This is a genomic window from Streptomyces sp. NBC_01498 (assembly GCF_036327775.1).
In the GTDB taxonomy this organism is placed as follows: Bacteria; Actinomycetota; Actinomycetes; order Streptomycetales; family Streptomycetaceae; genus Streptomyces.
This window is the reverse complement of sequence record NZ_CP109598.1, coordinates 4,467,611-4,483,742: the sequence shown is the minus strand read 5'-3', so window position 1 is coordinate 4,483,742 and position 16,132 is coordinate 4,467,611. Positions and strand designations below refer to the sequence as shown.

Here is a 16,132-nt window from a genome sequence, read left to right as displayed (position 1 = left end):
TTTCCGCCCGCCGGGTGTCAGTGCACCCGTACGCCGGAGCGCCAGACCGCGCGGGTCAGCGGGACACCCGGCCGGTAGGCGAGATGGACATGGCTCGGGGCGTCGAGCAGGACGAGGTCGGCGCGGGCGCCGGGGGTCAGACGGCCGATGTCGGTACGGCGCAGGGCGGCGGCGCCGCCCGCCGTGGCCGACCAGACCGCCTGGTCGGGGGTCATCCCCATGTCGCGTACGGCGAGGGCGACACAGAACGCCATGGACGAGGTGAAGGACGAGCCGGGGTTGCAGTCGGTGGAGAGCGCGACGGTGACGCCCGCGTCCAGCAGGCGCCGCGCGTCGGGCCAGGCGGCGCGGGTGGAGAACTCGGCGCCGGGCAACAGGGTCGCGACCGTACGGGAGTTGGCCAGCGCGTCCACGTCGGCGTCCGTGAGATGGGTGCAGTGGTCGGCCGAGGCGGCGTCCAGTTCGACGGCGAGTTGAACGCCGGGGCCGTACGACAACTGGTTGGCGTGGACGCGGGGGTGGAGGCCCTTCGCGATGCCCGCCGTGAGGATCGCGCGCGCCTGGTCGCCGTCGAAGGCGCCCTTCTCGCAGAAGACGTCGATCCAGCGGGCGTACGGGGCGCAGGCGTCGAGCATGTCGCCGGTGACGAGGGCGACGTAGGCGGCGGGGTCGTCGGCGAGTTCGGGCGCGACGATGTGGGCGCCGAGGTAGGTGACCTCGTCGGTGTGGCGGGCGGCGACACGCAGCGCGCGTGCCTCGTCGGCGACGGTCAGGCCGTACCCGGACTTGGTCTCCTGGGTGGTGGTGCCCTGGCGCAGCGACTCGGCGAGGTACGTGGCGACGTTCGCGTCGAGTGCGTCGTCGGTGGCCGCGCGGGTGGCGGCGACGGTGGTGCGGATGCCGCCGGCGGAGTAGGGGCGGCCCGACATGCGGGCGTTGAACTCCTCGGTGCGGTCGCCCGCGAAGACGAGGTGGGAGTGGGAGTCGACGAAGCCGGGGAGGACGGCCCGGCCGCCGGCGTCGACCTCGTTGTCGGTGGGGGGTGCTTTGCTTGTCTCACCGACCCAGACGACGCGGTCGCCGTCCATGACGACGGCCGCGTCCTGGATCAGACCGAGGGGGGACCCGTCGCCGAGGGAGGGATCGTTGGTGACCAGGGCGGAGATGTGGGTGAGGGCGGTGCTGCGGGCCGTCGTGGGTGCGGTGCCGGGCGTGGTGGCTGTCGTCATGGGGGCGCTCTCCTTCAGCCGCGTACGGCCGCGATCGACCGGGCAAGGGCTCCGGGCACGTCGGGAATCAGGGTGTGGGCACCGTCGCGGACGAGATGACGGCCGCCGACGACCGTGTGGCGCACGTCCGCCGAGGTCGCGGCGAATACGGCCGTCTCGGCGCCGAGCCGGGGCACCTGTCCCGCTGTCCTGACGGACTCCAGGGTGATCGTCACGAGGTCGGCGAGCGCGCCGCGCTCGATACGGCCGGCGTCGGGTCTGCCGAGGGCGGCGTGGCCGTCGGCGGTGGCGGCGGCGAGGAGCGCGGCGGCGGTCCAGTGGCCCCGGGTGCGGCTGCGCAGCCGTTCGTCGAGTTCCAGGGCGCGGGCCTCTTCGAGGATGTCGATCACGGCGTGGCTGTCGCTGCCCAGGGACAGGGGCGAGCCCGCGCGCTGGAGCCGTCTGGCGGGGCCGATGCCGTCGGCGAGGTCGCGTTCGGTGGTGGGGCACATACAGGTGCCGGTGCGGGTGGCGCCCAGCAGAGCGATGTCCTCGTCGGTGAGGTGGGTGTTGTGGACGCCGGTGGTGCGGGGGCCGAGGACGCCGTGGTCGGCGAGGAGACGGGCGGGGGTGCGGCCGTGGGTGGCGAGGCAGGCGTCGTTCTCGGCGGTCTGCTCGGAGAGATGCACATGGAGCGGGGCGCGCCGGGCCTCGGCCCACTCGGCGACGGTGGACAACTGCTCGGCGGGCACGGCCCGTACGGAGTGGACGGCGGCGCCGACGCGCACGTGGTCGTCGTCCTCGGCGTAGCGGTCGGCGAGGGCGGTGACCCGGTCCGCCCAGGTGTGCGCGGTGCCGTCGGAGAAGCGGACCTGGTGGTGCTCCGGGGGCTTGCCGCCGCGCCGCTTGGAGATGCCGGAGGAGAGATAGGCGGTGTCGAGGAGGGTGATGCGGACACCGGCGTCCTGGGCGGCGGCGATCAGCGCCTCGCCCATGGCGTTGGGGTCGTCGTAGGGGGTGCCGCCGGGGGCGTGGTGCAGATAGTGGAACTCGCCGACGGCGGTGATGCCGGCCAGCGCCATCTCGGCGTACACGGCGCGGGCGAGGGCGTGGTAGGTGTCCGGGGTGAGCCGGGAGGCGACCTGGTACATCATCTCGCGCCAGGTCCAGAAGGTGCCGGAGCCGACCTGGACCTTGGCGCGCAGCGCGCGGTGGAAGGCGTGCGAGTGGGCGTTGGCCAGGCCGGGGAGGGTGAGCCCGCGCAGGGCCGTGGCGCCGGGCGGCGGGGTCTCCTGCTCCGCACGGACGTCGGTGATCCGGCCGTCGGCGACGGTCACGCCCACGCCCGGCTCGACATGGGTGCCGAGCCAGGCGTGCTCCAGCCAGTACGTGGTCACGTGCACGCCAGCCCTTCCAGTACGTCGGCGAGTGCGAGGACCCCGGCCACGCAGTCGTCCTCGGCGGCGTACTCGGCCGGGGAGTGCGAGACACCGGTGGGGTTCCGTACGAACAGCATGGCGGTGGGAATCGATCCGGACAAAATACCCGCGTCGTGTCCGGCGCCGGTGCCGAGGACGGGGAGCCGGCCGCCGAGGATGCCGCTCACCTCGTCGCGCAGGGCGTGGGCGAACTCCACCACGGGGGTGAAGGACTCCCGGACGACGTTCAGGTCGATGCCCGCGCGCCCGGCGTGGTCGCGGGCGGCGGCCTCGATCGCGGTGACGACGGTGTCCAGGGTGGTCTGGTCGGCGGCGCGGGAGTCGAGCCAGCCACGGACGAGGGAGGGGATGGCGTTGACGCCGTTGGGTTCGACGGCGACCTTGCCGAAGGTGGCGAGCGCACCGGCGAGTGCCGCCTCGCGGCGGGCGGCGAGGACGGTCTCGGCGTAGCCGAGCATCGGGTCGCGGCGGTCGGCGAGCCGGGTGGTGCCCGCGTGGTTGGCCTCGCCGTGGAAGTCGAAGCGCCAGCGGCCGTGCGGCCAGATGGAGGAGGCGATGCCGACGGGGTCACCGGTCAGGTCGAGCGCGCGGCCCTGCTCGACGTGCAGTTCGACGAACGCGCCGATCCGGGCGAGGCGTTCGGGGTCGGGCCCGATGGCGTCCGGGTCGTGTCCTGCTCTCTCCATGGCGTGGGGCAGCGGGACGCCGTCGCCGTCGAGCAGGGCGTGCGCCTGCGCGAGGGTGAGCTGCCCGGCGGTGAGCCGGGAGCCGACACACGCGAGGCCGAACCGGGCGCCCTCCTCGTCACCGAAGTTGGTGACGGCGACCGGCCGGGTGAACTCCGCTCCCCTGCGGCGGAGTTCGTCCAGCGCGGCGAAGGACGACACGACACCGAGCGGCCCGTCGAAGGCGCCGCCGTCCGGTACGGAGTCCAGATGGGACCCGATGACGACGGCGTCCCCGGCGGCCGGGTCGCCGAGCCAGCCCCACTGGTTGCCGTTCCGGTCGGTCTCGTACACCAGCCCACGCGCCTCGGCCTGCGCCCGGAACCAGTCCCGGCACTCGCGATCGGCCCCGGTCCACGCGTACCGCCGGTACCCACCGCCGCCGGCGTCCCGCCCGACGGGGGCGAGCTCCCGCCACATCTCGTGGAAGGAGACGGCGCCGGGGGCGGAAGCCGGGGCGGCGGGGCGCTCCGGCCCGTCGCCGGGCCGGGCCGGGGCCCGCCCGGTCTCCGCCCGGACGGCCGGGCGCGCGGGAGTTCCGTCCGGCTCGGCCGACCGGCCCGGTCGGGGCCCGGCCGGGCCGTCGTCGGGCCGGGCGGCCGACGTGGCGGGGGAGGGTCCGGCGGTCCCTCTGCCGGAGAGCCCCGGCCCCCCGGCGGCCGGGTCCGCGCCGGGGGCAGCGGCGGCAGGGCGCCCGACACCAGCCGGAACGGCCGGAAGCACGGGCGCTCCGTCCGGACCGGCCGGGGCCTCGCTCCCCCGCGCCGCGCCGGTGGGCGCTTCGCCCGAACCCGGTTGTGGATCGGGCGAGTTCGGAGGGCCGCCGGTCGCCGGGGCCGGGTTGTCGGTCGGCGTCACTCGCCCTCCCGCATCGGGACGCGGACGGCGCGCTCGGTGGCGACCGTGTCGGCGATGTCGTAGCCCGCGTCGACGTGCCGGATGACGCCCATGCCCGGGTCGTTGGTCAGGACGCGGCGGATCTTCTCGCCCGCCAGTTCCGTGCCGTCCGCGACCGTCACCTGGCCCGCGTGGATGGAGCGGCCCATGCCGACGCCGCCGCCGTGGTGGATCGAGACCCAGGTGGCGCCGGAGGCGACGTTCACCATGGCGTTCAGCAGCGGCCAGTCGGCGATGGCGTCGGAGCCGTCGAGCATCGCCTCGGTCTCGCGGTACGGGGACGCGACCGAGCCGGCGTCCAGGTGGTCGCGGCCGATGACGACCGGCGCGGCCAGTTCGCCGCTCGCGACCATGTCGTTGAAGCGCTCCCCGGCCTTGTCGCGTTCGCCGTAGCCGAGCCAGCAGATGCGCGCGGGCAGTCCCTGGAAGCGGACGCGTTCGCCGGCCATCCGGATCCAGCGGTGCAGGGACGCGTTCTGGGCGGAGTCTTCCTCGGGGAACAGCTCCAGGATCGCCTTGTCCGTCTTGTGGATGTCCGACGCCTCCCCGGACAGCGCGGCCCAGCGGAACGGCCCCCGGCCCTCGCAGAACAACGGCCTGATGTACGCGGGTACGAAGCCGGGAAAGGCGAACGCCCTTTCGTAACCGGCCAGTTGGGCCTCGCCCCGGATCGAGTTGCCGTAGTCGAACACCTCGGCGCCCGCGTCCATGAAGCCCACCATCGCCTCGACGTGCCGCGCCATCGACTCCCGCGCGCGCAGCGTGAAGTCGGCCGGCTTCTCGGCGGCGTACGCGGCCATGTCGTCGAAGTCGACCCCGACCGGCAGATACGCCAGCGGGTCGTGCGCCGACGTCTGGTCGGTGACGATGTCGATCGGCGCGCCCTCGGCGAGCATGCGGGGCAGCACGTCGGCCGCGTTGCCGAGCAGCCCGATCGACAGGGGCCGGCGGGCGTCGCGGGCCTCGGTGGCGAGCTGGAGCGCGTGCTCCGGGGAGTCGGCCCGCACGTCCAGATAGCGGTGCTCGATCCGGCGGTCGATGGCGCGCGGGTCGCAGTCGACGCAGATCACGACGCCGTCGTTCATGGTCACGGCCAGCGGCTGCGCGCCGCCCATCCCGCCGAGCCCGGCGGTCAGCGTGATCGTCCCGGCGAGCGTGCCGCCGAACTTCTTCGCGGCGACGGCGGCGAACGTCTCGTACGTGCCCTGGAGGATGCCCTGCGTGCCGATGTAGATCCAGGAACCGGCGGTCATCTGGCCGTACATGGTGAGGCCGAGCTGTTCCAGGCGGCGGAACTCCTCCCAGTTGGCCCAGTCGCCGACCAGGTTGGAGTTGGCGATCAGGACACGCGGCGCCCACTCGTGCGTGCGCATCACACCCACCGGGCGGCCGGACTGGACCAGCATCGTCTCGTCCTGCTTGAGCGTGCGCAGGGTGCGCGTCATCGCGTCGAACGAGCGCCAGTCCCGCGCCGCCTTGCCGGTGCCGCCGTAGACGACGAGCTGGTCGGGGTGTTCGGCGACCTCGGGGTCGAGGTTGTTCTGGAGCATGCGGAGGGCGGCCTCCTGCTGCCATCCCAGGGCGCTCAGTTCCGTACCGCGCGGTGCCCGTACGGGTCGGGGTCCTGACATGGCGGGTGCCTCCTCCGTCACTGCTCCACTGTTGGCCAAACTATTCACATACTCGGGGCCTGAATAGTTGTAGTCAACAGTGGAGCGACCGGCGGCCGGATGATTGGCTGACACATATGGGTGACAACAACGGCATGATCGCGGGAACGAACGGCCTCGGCACGGAGACACGGGGTGCGGCCGGGGAGAGCGCCGCCAGGCGCGATCTGGCCGTACGGGCGGCGGTCGAACAAGGACTGCTCACGGAGGCCGAGCCCGTCGTGGCCCTGCTGGACGTCGCGGGCGTCCGCGCCTCGGCCGCCGCGCTGCACGCGGCGTTCACCGCCGTCACCGCCCCGGGCACCCCCGTCCTGCACGCCTTCGCCGTCAAGGCCGCGCCCCTCGTGCCCGTCCTGCGCCTGCTGCGCGACGCGGGCATCGGCGCCGAGGTCGCGAGCCCCGGCGAGCTCGGCCTGGCCCGCGCGGCCGGGCTGCTCCCGGACCGCACCGTCCTCGACTCCCCCGCCAAGACCCCCGCCGAACTGCGCGAGGCGCTGGCCCTCGGCATCGCCGTCAACGCCGACAACCCGCAGGAGCTGGCCCGCCTCGACGCCCTGCTGGCCGCCGCGCCCAGCCGTTCCCCGATCGGGCTGCGGGTCAACCCGCAGACCGGCAGCGGCTCCATAGGAGCGCTGTCGACGGCGACGGCGACATCGAAGTTCGGCGTCGCGCTGCGCGACGAGGGGGCGCGTGCCCGGGTCGTGCGGGCATATCTGGACCGGCCCTGGCTGACGCGTCTGCACACCCATTCCGGTTCCCAGGGCGTGCCGCTCGCCCTGATGGCGGAGGGGGTCCGCACGGTGTACGAACTGGCCGAGGAGATCAACGCGGCGGCCGGCCGGCACCAGGTCGACACCGTCGACATCGGCGGCGGGCTCCCGGTCAACTTCTCCTCCGACGACGAGACCCCCACCCACGCGGAGTACGCGCGCCTGCTGAAGGAGACCGTCCCCGGCCTGTTCGACGGGCGGTACGGGCTGGTGACCGAGTTCGGCCGTTCGCTGCTCGCCAAGCACGGCACGGTCCTGGCGCGGGTCGAGTACACGAAGTCCGCGGGCGGGCGGCCGATCGCCGTCACCCACGCGGGTGTGCAGATCGCCACCCGTACCGTCTACGACCCGGAGTCGTGGCCGCTGCGCATCGCCGCGTACGACGCCGGGGGGCGGCCCAGGACGGGCCCGGACCTCACGCAGGACATCGCGGGCCCGGCGTGCTTCACGGGCGACATGCTGGCCACCGGGCGGGCGCTGCCGGCCCTGGAGGCGGGCGATCTCGTCGCGGCGCTGGACACCGGGGCGTACTACTTCGCCAACCACTACGCGTACAACAGCCTCGCCCGGCCGGGCGTGCACGGCTTCACGGTCACCGGGAGCACCGGGAGCACCGGGACCGCCGGGACCGCCGGGAGTACCGGGACCGCCGGGAGTACCGGGAGTACCGGTCTTCCCGGGGACGGCAGGGTCCGGTTCGCGGCCGTGCGCCCGCCGCAGACCGTGGCGGAGATCGTCGCGGAGGCGGGCGGCGGGGACCCGGACGCGCTCGTACGGAACTGACCACCGTGCGGGCGTGGGACCGGCCACGTCCGCAGCGGAACCGGCCACCGCGCGCGTAAGCGGGACTGATCACCGCACTCGCACTGGGTCGGCCGCGTCCGCAGCGGGACCGACCACCGCGCTCGCACGGGGCCGGCCACGGCGCGTCGTACGAGGCCGGTCGTCCGCGCGCGTACGCGGCCGGTCGGCACATCCGTGCGAGAACCGTCACCCGCCGTACGCGGCCGGCCACCCGACCGGCAGGAATCAGCCGACTCTCACCGGGCAGAACACCTTCCACCAGCGAGCGGGGGAGGTCCTTCCATGTCCACATCAGACACACCGACGGCAGCCGACGCAGCGGGAGCCGCGGACGACCCGGACGGCCGGGGTGACCAGGGTGACCGGGGCGACAGGGGTGACCGGGGTGACAAGCCCGAACTCAAACGCGCCCTCGGCCCGAAGCTGCTCATCCTGTTCGTCATCGGCGACATCCTGGGCACCGGCATCTACGCCACCACCGGCCAGGTCGCGGGCAGGGTCGGCGGCGCGCTGTGGCTGCCGTTCGCGATCGGCTTCGTCGTGGCGGTCCTGACGGCCGCCTCGTACGTGGAACTCGTCGGCAAGTACCCGAAGGCCGCCGGTGCCGCGCTCTACACGCAGAAGGCGTTCAAGGTCCCCTTCCTGACCTTCATCGTCGCCTTCATGGTGATGTGCTCGGGCCTGTCGTCGGCGAGCGCGGCGGCACGCGCGTTCAGCGGCGACTATCTGGCGGAGTTCACCGAGGCCGTGCCCCCGACCCTGGTCGCGATCCTGTTCATCGTGGCGCTGGCCGCGCTGAACCTGCGCGGTGTGTCGGAATCCGTGAAGACCAACGTGGTACTGACGCTGGTCGAGTTGAGCGGTCTGGCGATCATCCTGGGCATCGGCGCGTACGCGGTCCTCAGCGGCGACGGGGAGCCGTCGCGGCTCACCGAGTTCGAGGCGAGCGGCAGCGGCTTCGCCCTGATGACCGGCGTCCTCGGCGCGACCGCGCTCGCCTTCTTCGCCTTCGTCGGCTTCGAGGACTCGGTCAACATGGCCGAGGAGACCAAGAATCCGGGCCGGAACTTCCCGCGCGCCATCTTCATCGGAGTCGCGGTCACCGGCACGATCTACATCCTGGTCGCCCTGGTCTCGTCCCTGCTGGTCGACCACAAGACCCTGGAGGGCTCCAGCGGCCCGCTGCTGGAGGTCGTGAAGGCGGGCGGGGTCGACTTCCCGCCGAAGCTGTTCGCCCTGATCGCGCTGTTCGCCGTCACCAACTCCGCGCTGATCAACATCATGATGGCCTCGCGGCTCTGCTACGGCATGGCCAACGAACGCATCCTGCCCAAGGCCATGGGCCGGGTGCTGCCCGGCCGCCGTACACCGGTCGTCGGCATCGTCTTCGTGTCGCTGCTCGCCATCGGACTGGTGTCGACCGGCGAGATCAAGGGGCTCGGCGACACCACGTCGTTCCTGCTGCTGTGCGTGTTCTTCGTGGTCAACGTCGCCGCGCTCATCCTGCGCCGGAACCCGGTCGGACACCGGCACTTCCGCGCGCCCACGATCGTGCCCGTGCTGGGCGCCGTCACCGCGCTGATCCTGGCCAGCCCGCTCGCCGACCGCGACGCCGACGTCTATGTCCGCGCCGGGGTACTGCTGTTGATCGGTATCGCGCTGTGGGCGGTCAACAAACTGGTCCTGAAGTCGTCCGACGAGGCGTCCGACGACACACCCGGCGAGGCGCCCCCGACGGCGCCCGCCCGGACGGCCGACGACACGACGGCGTAGGGCGCCGGTCCCCACGACGGACACGAACGGCCCGCCGGAGGCGGGCCGTTCGACTGTCCTGACGCGTGATCACTTCACATACAGGCGGACGTACTTGCCGTCCTTGCCCGGCTCGACGGCGCAGGTGTACGTCTTCCACTTCTTCGCCGCGGCGCCGTCCTTCCCGGCCGACTGACAGGCCGCCGAGCCTTTCGCGAGACCCTTGGAGTCGTTGAACGGCCCCCAGGACCGGACGAGGCCGGCGGCGGACGCGGGCCCCGCGGTGGTGACGCCGACCGCGCCGAGCACGGCGACGGCGGCGAGGGTGGTGGCGATCCGGTTTCCCTGCTTCACGGTTTCCCCCGGGTGAAGGTCGGTTGAGCGGTCGATCGAAGGATCGGTCGTGCGGTCTGTCGTGCCGTGGATCGTGCGGTCGGTCATGAGGTCTGTCGTGCCGTGGATCGTGCGGTCGGTCATGAGGTCTGTCGTGCCGTGGATCGTGCGGTCGGTCATGAGGTCTGTCGTGCCGTGGATCGTGCGGTCGGTCGTGCGGTCGGTCGTGCGCAAAAGACGCGTCGGTGGACCGGTGCGGTTCCCGCCGGGGCTCGTGGGGGGTCCGGCATCAGGCCCAAAAGGGCAGGGGAGCGCGCGGGGTTCACCCCGGGGCCGTGCCGTGCGCCGACCCTAGCGCCGCAGGGCACGTTCCGTTGGAAAATGCCCGAATTCCCTTGCCCGGTGCGGACGTTGCGTAATCTCGCCGTCACTGTCGAACGACGGTGACTGCGCACGACCGGCTGGGAGGTAAGTTCCGCGTGCCCGGAATCGACGCTTGTCTGGACGAAATCATGACGCTGCCCGGCGCGCGCGGGGCGGCGATCGTCGACTGGACCAGCGGTCTCGCGCTCGGTACGGCGGGTGAGTCGCCGGGCGGCGACCACGAGACGACCGCGACCGAGACGGCCGAACTGGCGCGCGCCGCCGCCGAGTACCCCGCCTTCGCGCCGACCGGCGTGCCGACGCCCACCGAGCCGCCGCCCGCCTTCGCGCCGCCCGGCGGCCGGGCACCCGGCGGACCGGCACCCGGCGAGCGGACGCCACCGGGACATTCGGCCGCCGGCGACGGGGACGCGAAGGGCCCCCCGGTCGAGGACCTGATCGTCACCAATCGCACCGGCTACCACGTGCTGCGGTTCGTCGAGACGACCTTCGACAGCAGCGTCTTCCTCCATCTGTGGCTCGACCGCGACACCGGGAATCTCGCCCTCGCCCGGCTCCGGCTCCAACAGCTCGCCGAACGGCTGGTACTCGTATGAACACCGACCTGGCGGCCCCCGAAACCGCCACCGAAACGGCCACCGCCCCGCCCGTCCCCACCGCCCTCTCCCCCGTCTCGCCGATGCTTCTGCGGCTGGTAGCCGAACGCGCCACCGGCGCCCTGCTGCGCGACCACGGCACGCTCTATCTCTCCGAGGGCCGTGTCGTGCACGCCGAAAGCCCCGCCGCGCCCGGCATCGACGTCCTGCTGACCACCGGCGGCAGGCTGCACCGTGACGGCTGGCAGCGGGCCGTGGACGAGGCGGGAGCCCGCCGCGAGGTCGGGCGCTTCCTGGTGGACAGCGGCCGAATAGCCGGGGGCGAACTGGAGATCTGCCATCTCGGCGCGCTGTACGACGCCGCGTTCTTCGCGCTGGCACCGGGCAGCGGTCCCACCCGGTTCCGTTACGGCGCCGCGCACTGGATCGGCCCGGTACGCCCCGTCCCGGCGGCGGCCGTCGAACGTGAGACGCTGCGCCGCCGCGAACTGCTCGACCAGGTCTGGCCCTACCCGGCCGTCGACCACGCCCCGGTGGTGCGCCGCGCCCCCGCGCCCGGCCAGTCGGTCACCCGCCGCCAGCAGGCGCTGCTGCGGCTGGCCGACGGCGTACGCACCCCGGCGGCCATCGCGTGGGCCCTGGGCCGCCCCGCGTTCCACACCCTTCTGGACGTACGGCGGCTGGCGGCGGCCGGGCTGGTCGACACCCCTCCCGATCCGCCCGAGGAGGCCCGTCCGAGGCTTCCCGCCTGGATCGCGGAGGTCTCCGCCGACCCCGACACCGCCCTGCTCCGACGGCTCCGTGACGCCCTGGAGGCAAGCCTGTGAGACGCGCTCTACGGCTGCGCAGCGAGAGGAGACAGCTGATGACCGCGGAGGCCGAAGTCCTGGGGGAACTGCGGCGGTTACGGGCCCGGATGCCCCAGCTGACCGGGGCACTGGCCGCGACCACCGACGGTCTCGTCCTGGCCGAGGAGCTCTCGGCTCCCGGGTCCCTCGCCGGAAGCGGCCCCGGGAGCCCGGCCGGGCGGGGCGCGGTGGTGGAGCCGGAGGGCGTGGCCGCCCTGACCGCCGCCGTGCTCGGTGTGTCGCTGCGGCTGACCGACGCGACGGGCCAGGGCGGCTTCCGGGAACTGCTGATCAGGGGCGAGCACGGCTACGTCGCGACGTACGCCGCCGGAGGCTCCGCCGTCCTCACCGTCCTCGCCGAGCCCCGGATCAACGTCGGCCGACTCCATCTGGAGGCCCGCCGGTCCGGCGCGCGGATCGGCGTACTCGTGGACGGCGCTCTCGAACGACGGGAGAACGCCTGAGCCGTGGCCCCGGCAGAACACCCCCGTCAGCGCCCCCGCGAACAGCTCGGCTCGACTTCTCCGATCTCGACTCCTCCGATCTCGACTTCTTCGACCTCAGCGCCCCCGGCCGGGACCGGCCGGGGGACGAACTCCCAAAGACGAAAAGGAAGTGCGACCCCCATGGCCAACACCGAAGCGGCTCTCAAGGAAGCCACCGCCTCCATCCAGGGCGCCATCGGGGCCGCCCTCGTCGACTACGGCAGCGGCATGGCCCTCGGCACCGTGGGCGGCGGCGAGGAACTGGATCTGACGGTCGCCGCCGCCGGGAACACCGATGTGGTGCGGGCCAAGGTCCGCGCGATGGAGATGCTCGGCCTCAAGGACGAGATCGAGGACATCCTGATCACCCTCGGCGGCCAGTACCACCTGATCCGGCTGCTCAAGGGCCGGGGCAACGTGGGCCTGTTCCTCTATCTGGCGCTGGACAAGCAGCGGGCGAACCTGGCGATGGCCAGACACCAGCTCAAGAGGATCGAGAACACCCTGGAGGTGTGACGGGACCTGACGGGACCCGTCAGCACCACGGGCCCGCAGCGCCACGGGACTCGTCAGCGCCACGGGCCCGCCGGGGCGGCCGGGTCGGCCGGTCAGCGTTCGGCGGCGGAACCCGCCTCGGCCGGCGCGGCGTTCCCCGCTCCCACCGGACCGGCCGCCCCGGCCGCCCCCGCCTTCACGGGCCGCACCGTCGCCGCCGGTTCCACCTTCGCCGCGGGCCGCGCCTTCACGGGCCCCGCCTTCCTGCCACGGGATCGCCGCGCCCCACCGGGCGCGGCGTCCCCCGCTTCGAGCCCGGTCGTACGGAACCCCTTCACCCTGGGCCCGACGGGGCTGCCCCGCCCGGCCCAGTCGGTACGGACCCAGAGCAGCTGCCCGCCCGCCCGTTCGGCGCGGCCCAGCAGCACGGCCTTGAGCCACAGCCCGGCACCGGCGCCCGCGAGGACCGCGCCCCCGGCGACCGGGACGACGAACGAAGTGCCCGCCGCCACCAGGAACCCGCCCACCAGCCACCACACATGGGCCCGCCGCCACACTCTCAGCGTCACCGCCCGGTCCTGGAGGTAGTCGAACCTCGCGACCCTTGTGGCGGCCTCGGCCCACCCGTCGTACCGCCGCCGCCGGGCGAGCGCCACGACCGCCGCCGTCAGGACGAACAGGGCCACCCCCGCGTACAACCCGACCCGGCGGCCGGTGAGTCCGGGAATCAGCGCCCCGCTCGCGGCGGCCAGCACCCCGGGCCACCACATCGGGGCCGCGCCGCCCCTCACGATCACCGTCACCCGTGCCAGCGACTGCTGCCCTCCGCGTTTCACGGCCGCCTCCTCTGCTCCGATGCACCGAAGTTGTGGCGGGCAGATTAGTGCGGTTTTCTGAGGTTTTCCTGAGAACGGGCCAACGGATCGCGCACTCCGGGGAAATCGGCGGAATCTATTCCACGAACAGGCCCCGGGCCGCCGCCCGTACGTCGAAGTCCTCCAGGCGCGCCTGCGCGTCCGGCAGGTCGTCGCACATCGCCTCCAGCAGCACCCGCCCCAGGAGCATCGGGGCGCACGCCGTGTCGAAGGCGAGCCCCGTGCCGACGGCCGCCGGGATCAGCAGGTCGCTGTGGGCGGCGACGGGCGCGAAGAGCGAGTCGGCGACCGTGACCACGAACAGCCCGGCCGCCCGCGCGTGGTCCAGCGCCTCCACGACCTCCCGGGGATGGCGCGGCAGCGCGAAGCAGAGCAGCGCGCTCGCGCCCGCGCGCCGCGCGGCGTCGACCCGGTCGGCGAGCATGGTGCCGCCCTCGTCCAGGAGCCGGATGTCGGGGTGGACCTTGGCGGCGAAGTACGCGAAGCCCTTGGCCTGGGCGGACGCGGCGCGCAGCCCGAGGACGGGCAGCGGGGTCGAGGCGGCGAGTGCGCGCCCGGCCCGCTCGACGGGGCCCGGATCGGCCAGCAGGTCGGCCAGTTGGCGCAGATTCTCCAGTTCGGCGTGGACGGCCTGTTGGTACTCGTTGTACGCGGACGCCCCCGTGTCCTGCCCGGCGGGCGCGACCTCGCGCAGATGTCTGCGCAGCGCCGGGTAGCCGTCGAAGCCGAGCGCGACGGCGAAGCGCGTCACGGAGGGCTGGCTGACTCCGGCGAGTTCGGCGAGTTCGACGCTGGAGAGGAACGGCGCGTCGGCGGCCCGGCGCACCATGCTGTGCGCGATCCGGCGCTGGGTGGGGGTGAGCCGGTGGCCCTCGAACAACTGCTGGAGGCGGGCGGCCGGACTGTCGCTCACACGATCCCTCTCGTCGTACCGGTGACATGCGCCCCGGGGGTGCCCGTACGGTTCGACTCGTCCGCGGCCGGGCCCAGCCGGTCGAGCAGCCATGCGGCGGCTGTCACGTCGTCGGTCAGCGGCCGGTCGGCGGTCTCCGCGTCGAGTACGGATTCGGCCAGCGCGAACGCCCCGCCGACGGGCAGCGTGGCCTCGGGCCTGAGCCCGCGCTGGCGCAACGCCCTTACGGCGGCTACGAGTTCGCAGCCGACGACCAGACGGTACGCCTCGCAGGCCCGGAGCGTCTGACGCGCGGCCAGCGACGCGAAGCTGGCCTGTTCCTCCACGCCCCGGGACAGTACGGCGTGGCCGAGCGAGGCGGGGGCGGAGAAGGCGCGCAGATCGCCGAGGGCGGCCCCGGCCGCGTACTCCAGGATCATCACGCCGGAACTGGCGGGCTCGGCGTCGGCGAGGAAGGGCCGCAGCCGGGTGAAGGCGGGTTCGTTGAGCGCGGAGAGCCGGGAGCTGGACAGCCGGGCGGTCTGCACGATGGCCAGTCTGAAGTGGTCGAGCGCGAGGGCGAGTTGGGCGAGGTAGAAGCCGCCGTGGTGGTAGGCGGCGGGCGCCGCGTCGTCGTCCGTGCCGGGGCAGATCAGCGGGTTCTCGGCGGCGGCGTTGATCTCGACGGCGAGCGCGCGCTCCAGCGCGTCGGCCGCGTCGCGGGCGGGCCCGTGGACCTGGGGCACACAGCGGAAGCCGTACGGGTCCTGGATACGGCCGAGCGGCGGGGTGGGCCGTTCGGGGGCGCCGAGTATGTGCCGCATCCGGGCGGCGACGGCGTACGAGCCGGGGTGCGGGCGCGCGGCGTGGGCGGGTTCGGCGTACGCCTCGAAGCTGCCGTCCACGGCGAGCAGGGAGAGCGCGGCGACGACCTCGGTCGCGGCGATCAGCCGCCTCAACTCGTCGAGTGCCAGGGCCGCCTGACCGAGTGTCAGGGCGTTGCTGCTGATGAGGGCGAGGGCGTCGTTGTTGTCGAGGGCCTGCGCCTCGGGCGGCCGGCCGCCCTGCCAGGGGTGCTCGCCGGCGAGGGCGAGGCCGACCTGGGCGAGGGCGGCGATGTCGCCGGTGCCGACCGAGCCGAACTCGTTGACGACCGGGTGCGCGCCGACGGTCAGGGCGTCGCAGAGGGCGGTGACGACGGTGGGGCGCAGCCCGGCGCCGCCGGCGAGGAGCTGGTTGGTCCGTACGGCGAGCATGGCGCGGACCTCGCGGGCGGGCAGCGGGCGCCCGATGGCACCGGCGTGGCTGCGCAGCAGCCGCAGCCCGTGGTCGGCGGCGGCCTCGCTGGGGACGGCCTCGTTGCGGTTGGCGCCGACGCCGGTGGAGCGTCCGTAGACCCGTCCGGACGCGGCGAGTTCGCGCGCGGTGTGCCAGGACCGCTCGACGCGCTTCATGGCGTCGGTGCCGGGCACGGGGCGGGCGGAGCCGTCGGCGAGCCGGACGATGTCGGCGACGGGCAGGCTCTGCCCGTCGAGGACGACGAGGGCGGGCCGTACGGCGGGGGCACGGTCGTCGGTCACGGAGGACACCACGGACACCACCCTTCGTGGCATCGGCGAACTATTCAGTCAGGGAGAACTCTGCATGAGCATATGCAGCCCGGGCAAGGAGCGCGCGGGATGAGCACCCCCGGCGACCTCGGTGACTCCGGTGGCCTCGGCGGCTCCGGCAACTCTCGCGACTCCGCGCGTGCGGGCCCTCCGGCCGCGCACCAGCGGCCCGCGCGCGTCGGGCGCCCGCTTGGTGTCCAGAAAAAACCAGTGTTGTGACGTGCGTCCCATGTGATGGAGTTGTGTTCACCGCGTGACGGCCTATGTCGGATATGTGTTCTTGCGCAGGTCAGAGGCTCATGGAATAGTCCGCCATCGCGTCTCGTAGCTGTGGGGTGGGGATCGTACA

Annotated in this window: 13 protein-coding genes and 1 pseudogene; 6 read left to right on the top strand and 8 right to left on the bottom strand. The window is 73.5% G+C overall.

Annotated features, from left to right (window positions below):
* Nucleotides 1–17: 17 nt before the first annotated feature.
* From hutI to hutU, 4 genes are all read right to left on the bottom strand, one after another.
* Nucleotides 18–1,229 carry an imidazolonepropionase gene (gene hutI, locus OG875_RS19225; RefSeq protein ID WP_330175457.1) on the bottom strand — a complete coding sequence of 404 codons (1,212 nt, stop codon included), beginning with the start codon at nucleotides 1,227–1,229 and terminating at the stop codon, nucleotides 18–20.
* 14 nt (nucleotides 1,230–1,243) lie between these two features.
* Nucleotides 1,244–2,611 (bottom strand): formimidoylglutamate deiminase, encoded by a 1,368-nt coding sequence (locus OG875_RS19220; RefSeq protein ID WP_330175456.1) that lies wholly within the window; start codon nucleotides 2,609–2,611, stop codon nucleotides 1,244–1,246.
* Nucleotides 2,602–3,792 (bottom strand): allantoate amidohydrolase, encoded by a 1,191-nt coding sequence (locus OG875_RS19215; RefSeq protein ID WP_330177809.1) that lies wholly within the window; start codon nucleotides 3,790–3,792, stop codon nucleotides 2,602–2,604. Before OG875_RS19215 ends, OG875_RS19220 begins: the two co-directional genes overlap by 10 nt.
* A gap of 434 nt (nucleotides 3,793–4,226) precedes the next feature.
* Entirely contained in the window at nucleotides 4,227–5,900 is a 1,674-nt protein-coding gene (gene hutU / locus OG875_RS19210) for a urocanate hydratase (RefSeq protein ID WP_330175455.1), read from the bottom strand.
* A 134-nt stretch (nucleotides 5,901–6,034) separates the two neighbouring features.
* Here hutU and OG875_RS19205 point away from each other — a divergent pair, with 134 nt between their 5' ends.
* A complete protein-coding gene (locus OG875_RS19205; RefSeq protein ID WP_330177808.1) occupies nucleotides 6,035–7,492 on the top strand; it encodes a diaminopimelate decarboxylase in 1,458 nt (485 codons plus the stop codon).
* A 303-nt stretch (nucleotides 7,493–7,795) separates the two neighbouring features.
* Complete coding sequence (locus OG875_RS19200; RefSeq protein WP_330175454.1) at nucleotides 7,796–9,286, top strand: APC family permease; 1,491 nt, start codon at nucleotides 7,796–7,798, stop codon at nucleotides 9,284–9,286.
* A gap of 69 nt (nucleotides 9,287–9,355) precedes the next feature.
* Here OG875_RS19200 and OG875_RS19195 read toward each other — a convergent pair whose 3' ends face one another.
* Nucleotides 9,356–9,778, bottom strand: a complete 423-nt coding sequence (locus tag OG875_RS19195; protein WP_330175453.1) for a hypothetical protein — start codon at nucleotides 9,776–9,778, stop codon at nucleotides 9,356–9,358.
* Nucleotides 9,779–10,077: 299 nt separating this feature from the next.
* On the opposite strand from OG875_RS19195, the gene OG875_RS19190 reads away from it, so the two are divergent.
* The 4 genes from OG875_RS19190 (at nucleotide 10,078) to OG875_RS19175 (ending at nucleotide 12,427) form a co-directional block, all read left to right on the top strand.
* Nucleotides 10,078–10,578 (top strand): hypothetical protein, encoded by a 501-nt coding sequence (locus OG875_RS19190; protein WP_330175452.1) that lies wholly within the window; start codon nucleotides 10,078–10,080, stop codon nucleotides 10,576–10,578.
* A gap of 83 nt (nucleotides 10,579–10,661) precedes the next feature.
* Nucleotides 10,662–11,405 carry a transcriptional regulator gene (locus OG875_RS19185; protein WP_330177807.1) on the top strand — a complete coding sequence of 248 codons (744 nt, stop codon included), beginning with the start codon at nucleotides 10,662–10,664 and terminating at the stop codon, nucleotides 11,403–11,405.
* Nucleotides 11,406–11,443: 38 nt separating this feature from the next.
* Nucleotides 11,444–11,890, top strand: a complete 447-nt coding sequence (locus OG875_RS19180; RefSeq protein WP_330175451.1) for a roadblock/LC7 domain-containing protein — start codon at nucleotides 11,444–11,446, stop codon at nucleotides 11,888–11,890.
* Between the two features lie 162 nt (nucleotides 11,891–12,052).
* Complete coding sequence (locus OG875_RS19175; RefSeq protein WP_330175450.1) at nucleotides 12,053–12,427, top strand: hypothetical protein; 375 nt, start codon at nucleotides 12,053–12,055, stop codon at nucleotides 12,425–12,427.
* A 248-nt stretch (nucleotides 12,428–12,675) separates the two neighbouring features.
* Here the strand turns inward: OG875_RS19175 and OG875_RS19170 are convergent.
* The 3 genes and pseudogenes from OG875_RS19170 to OG875_RS19160 form a co-directional block, all read right to left on the bottom strand.
* Nucleotides 12,676–13,209: pseudogene (locus OG875_RS19170) on the bottom strand (hypothetical protein); the annotation flags it as partial.
* A 148-nt stretch (nucleotides 13,210–13,357) separates the two neighbouring features.
* A complete protein-coding gene (locus OG875_RS19165; protein ID WP_330175449.1) occupies nucleotides 13,358–14,194 on the bottom strand; it encodes a MurR/RpiR family transcriptional regulator in 837 nt (278 codons plus the stop codon).
* Complete coding sequence (locus OG875_RS19160) at nucleotides 14,191–15,786, bottom strand: aromatic amino acid ammonia-lyase (protein ID WP_330175448.1); 1,596 nt, start codon at nucleotides 15,784–15,786, stop codon at nucleotides 14,191–14,193. The genes OG875_RS19165 and OG875_RS19160 overlap by 4 nt, the downstream gene beginning before the upstream one ends.
* Nucleotides 15,787–16,132 lie beyond the last annotated feature (346 nt).

Excerpts from the sequence above, each read along its gene's own strand:
- hutI (WP_330175457.1), bottom strand. The coding sequence starts at position 1,229 with ATGACGACAGCCACCACGCCCGGCACCGCACCCACGACGGCCCGCAGC.
- OG875_RS19215 (WP_330177809.1), bottom strand. The coding sequence starts at position 3,792 with ATGTGGCGGGAGCTCGCCCCCGTCGGGCGGGACGCCGGCGGCGGTGGG.
- hutU (WP_330175455.1), bottom strand. The coding sequence starts at position 5,900 with ATGTCAGGACCCCGACCCGTACGGGCACCGCGCGGTACGGAACTGAGC.
- OG875_RS19205 (WP_330177808.1), top strand. The coding sequence starts at position 6,035 with ATGATCGCGGGAACGAACGGCCTCGGCACGGAGACACGGGGTGCGGCC.
- OG875_RS19200 (WP_330175454.1), top strand. The coding sequence starts at position 7,796 with ATGTCCACATCAGACACACCGACGGCAGCCGACGCAGCGGGAGCCGCG.
- OG875_RS19195 (WP_330175453.1), bottom strand. The coding sequence starts at position 9,778 with ATGACCGACCGCACGATCCACGGCACGACAGACCTCATGACCGACCGC.
- OG875_RS19185 (WP_330177807.1), top strand. The coding sequence starts at position 10,662 with ATGCTTCTGCGGCTGGTAGCCGAACGCGCCACCGGCGCCCTGCTGCGC.
- OG875_RS19180 (WP_330175451.1), top strand. The coding sequence starts at position 11,444 with ATGACCGCGGAGGCCGAAGTCCTGGGGGAACTGCGGCGGTTACGGGCC.
- OG875_RS19175 (WP_330175450.1), top strand. The coding sequence starts at position 12,053 with ATGGCCAACACCGAAGCGGCTCTCAAGGAAGCCACCGCCTCCATCCAG.
- OG875_RS19160 (WP_330175448.1), bottom strand. The coding sequence starts at position 15,786 with ATGCCACGAAGGGTGGTGTCCGTGGTGTCCTCCGTGACCGACGACCGT.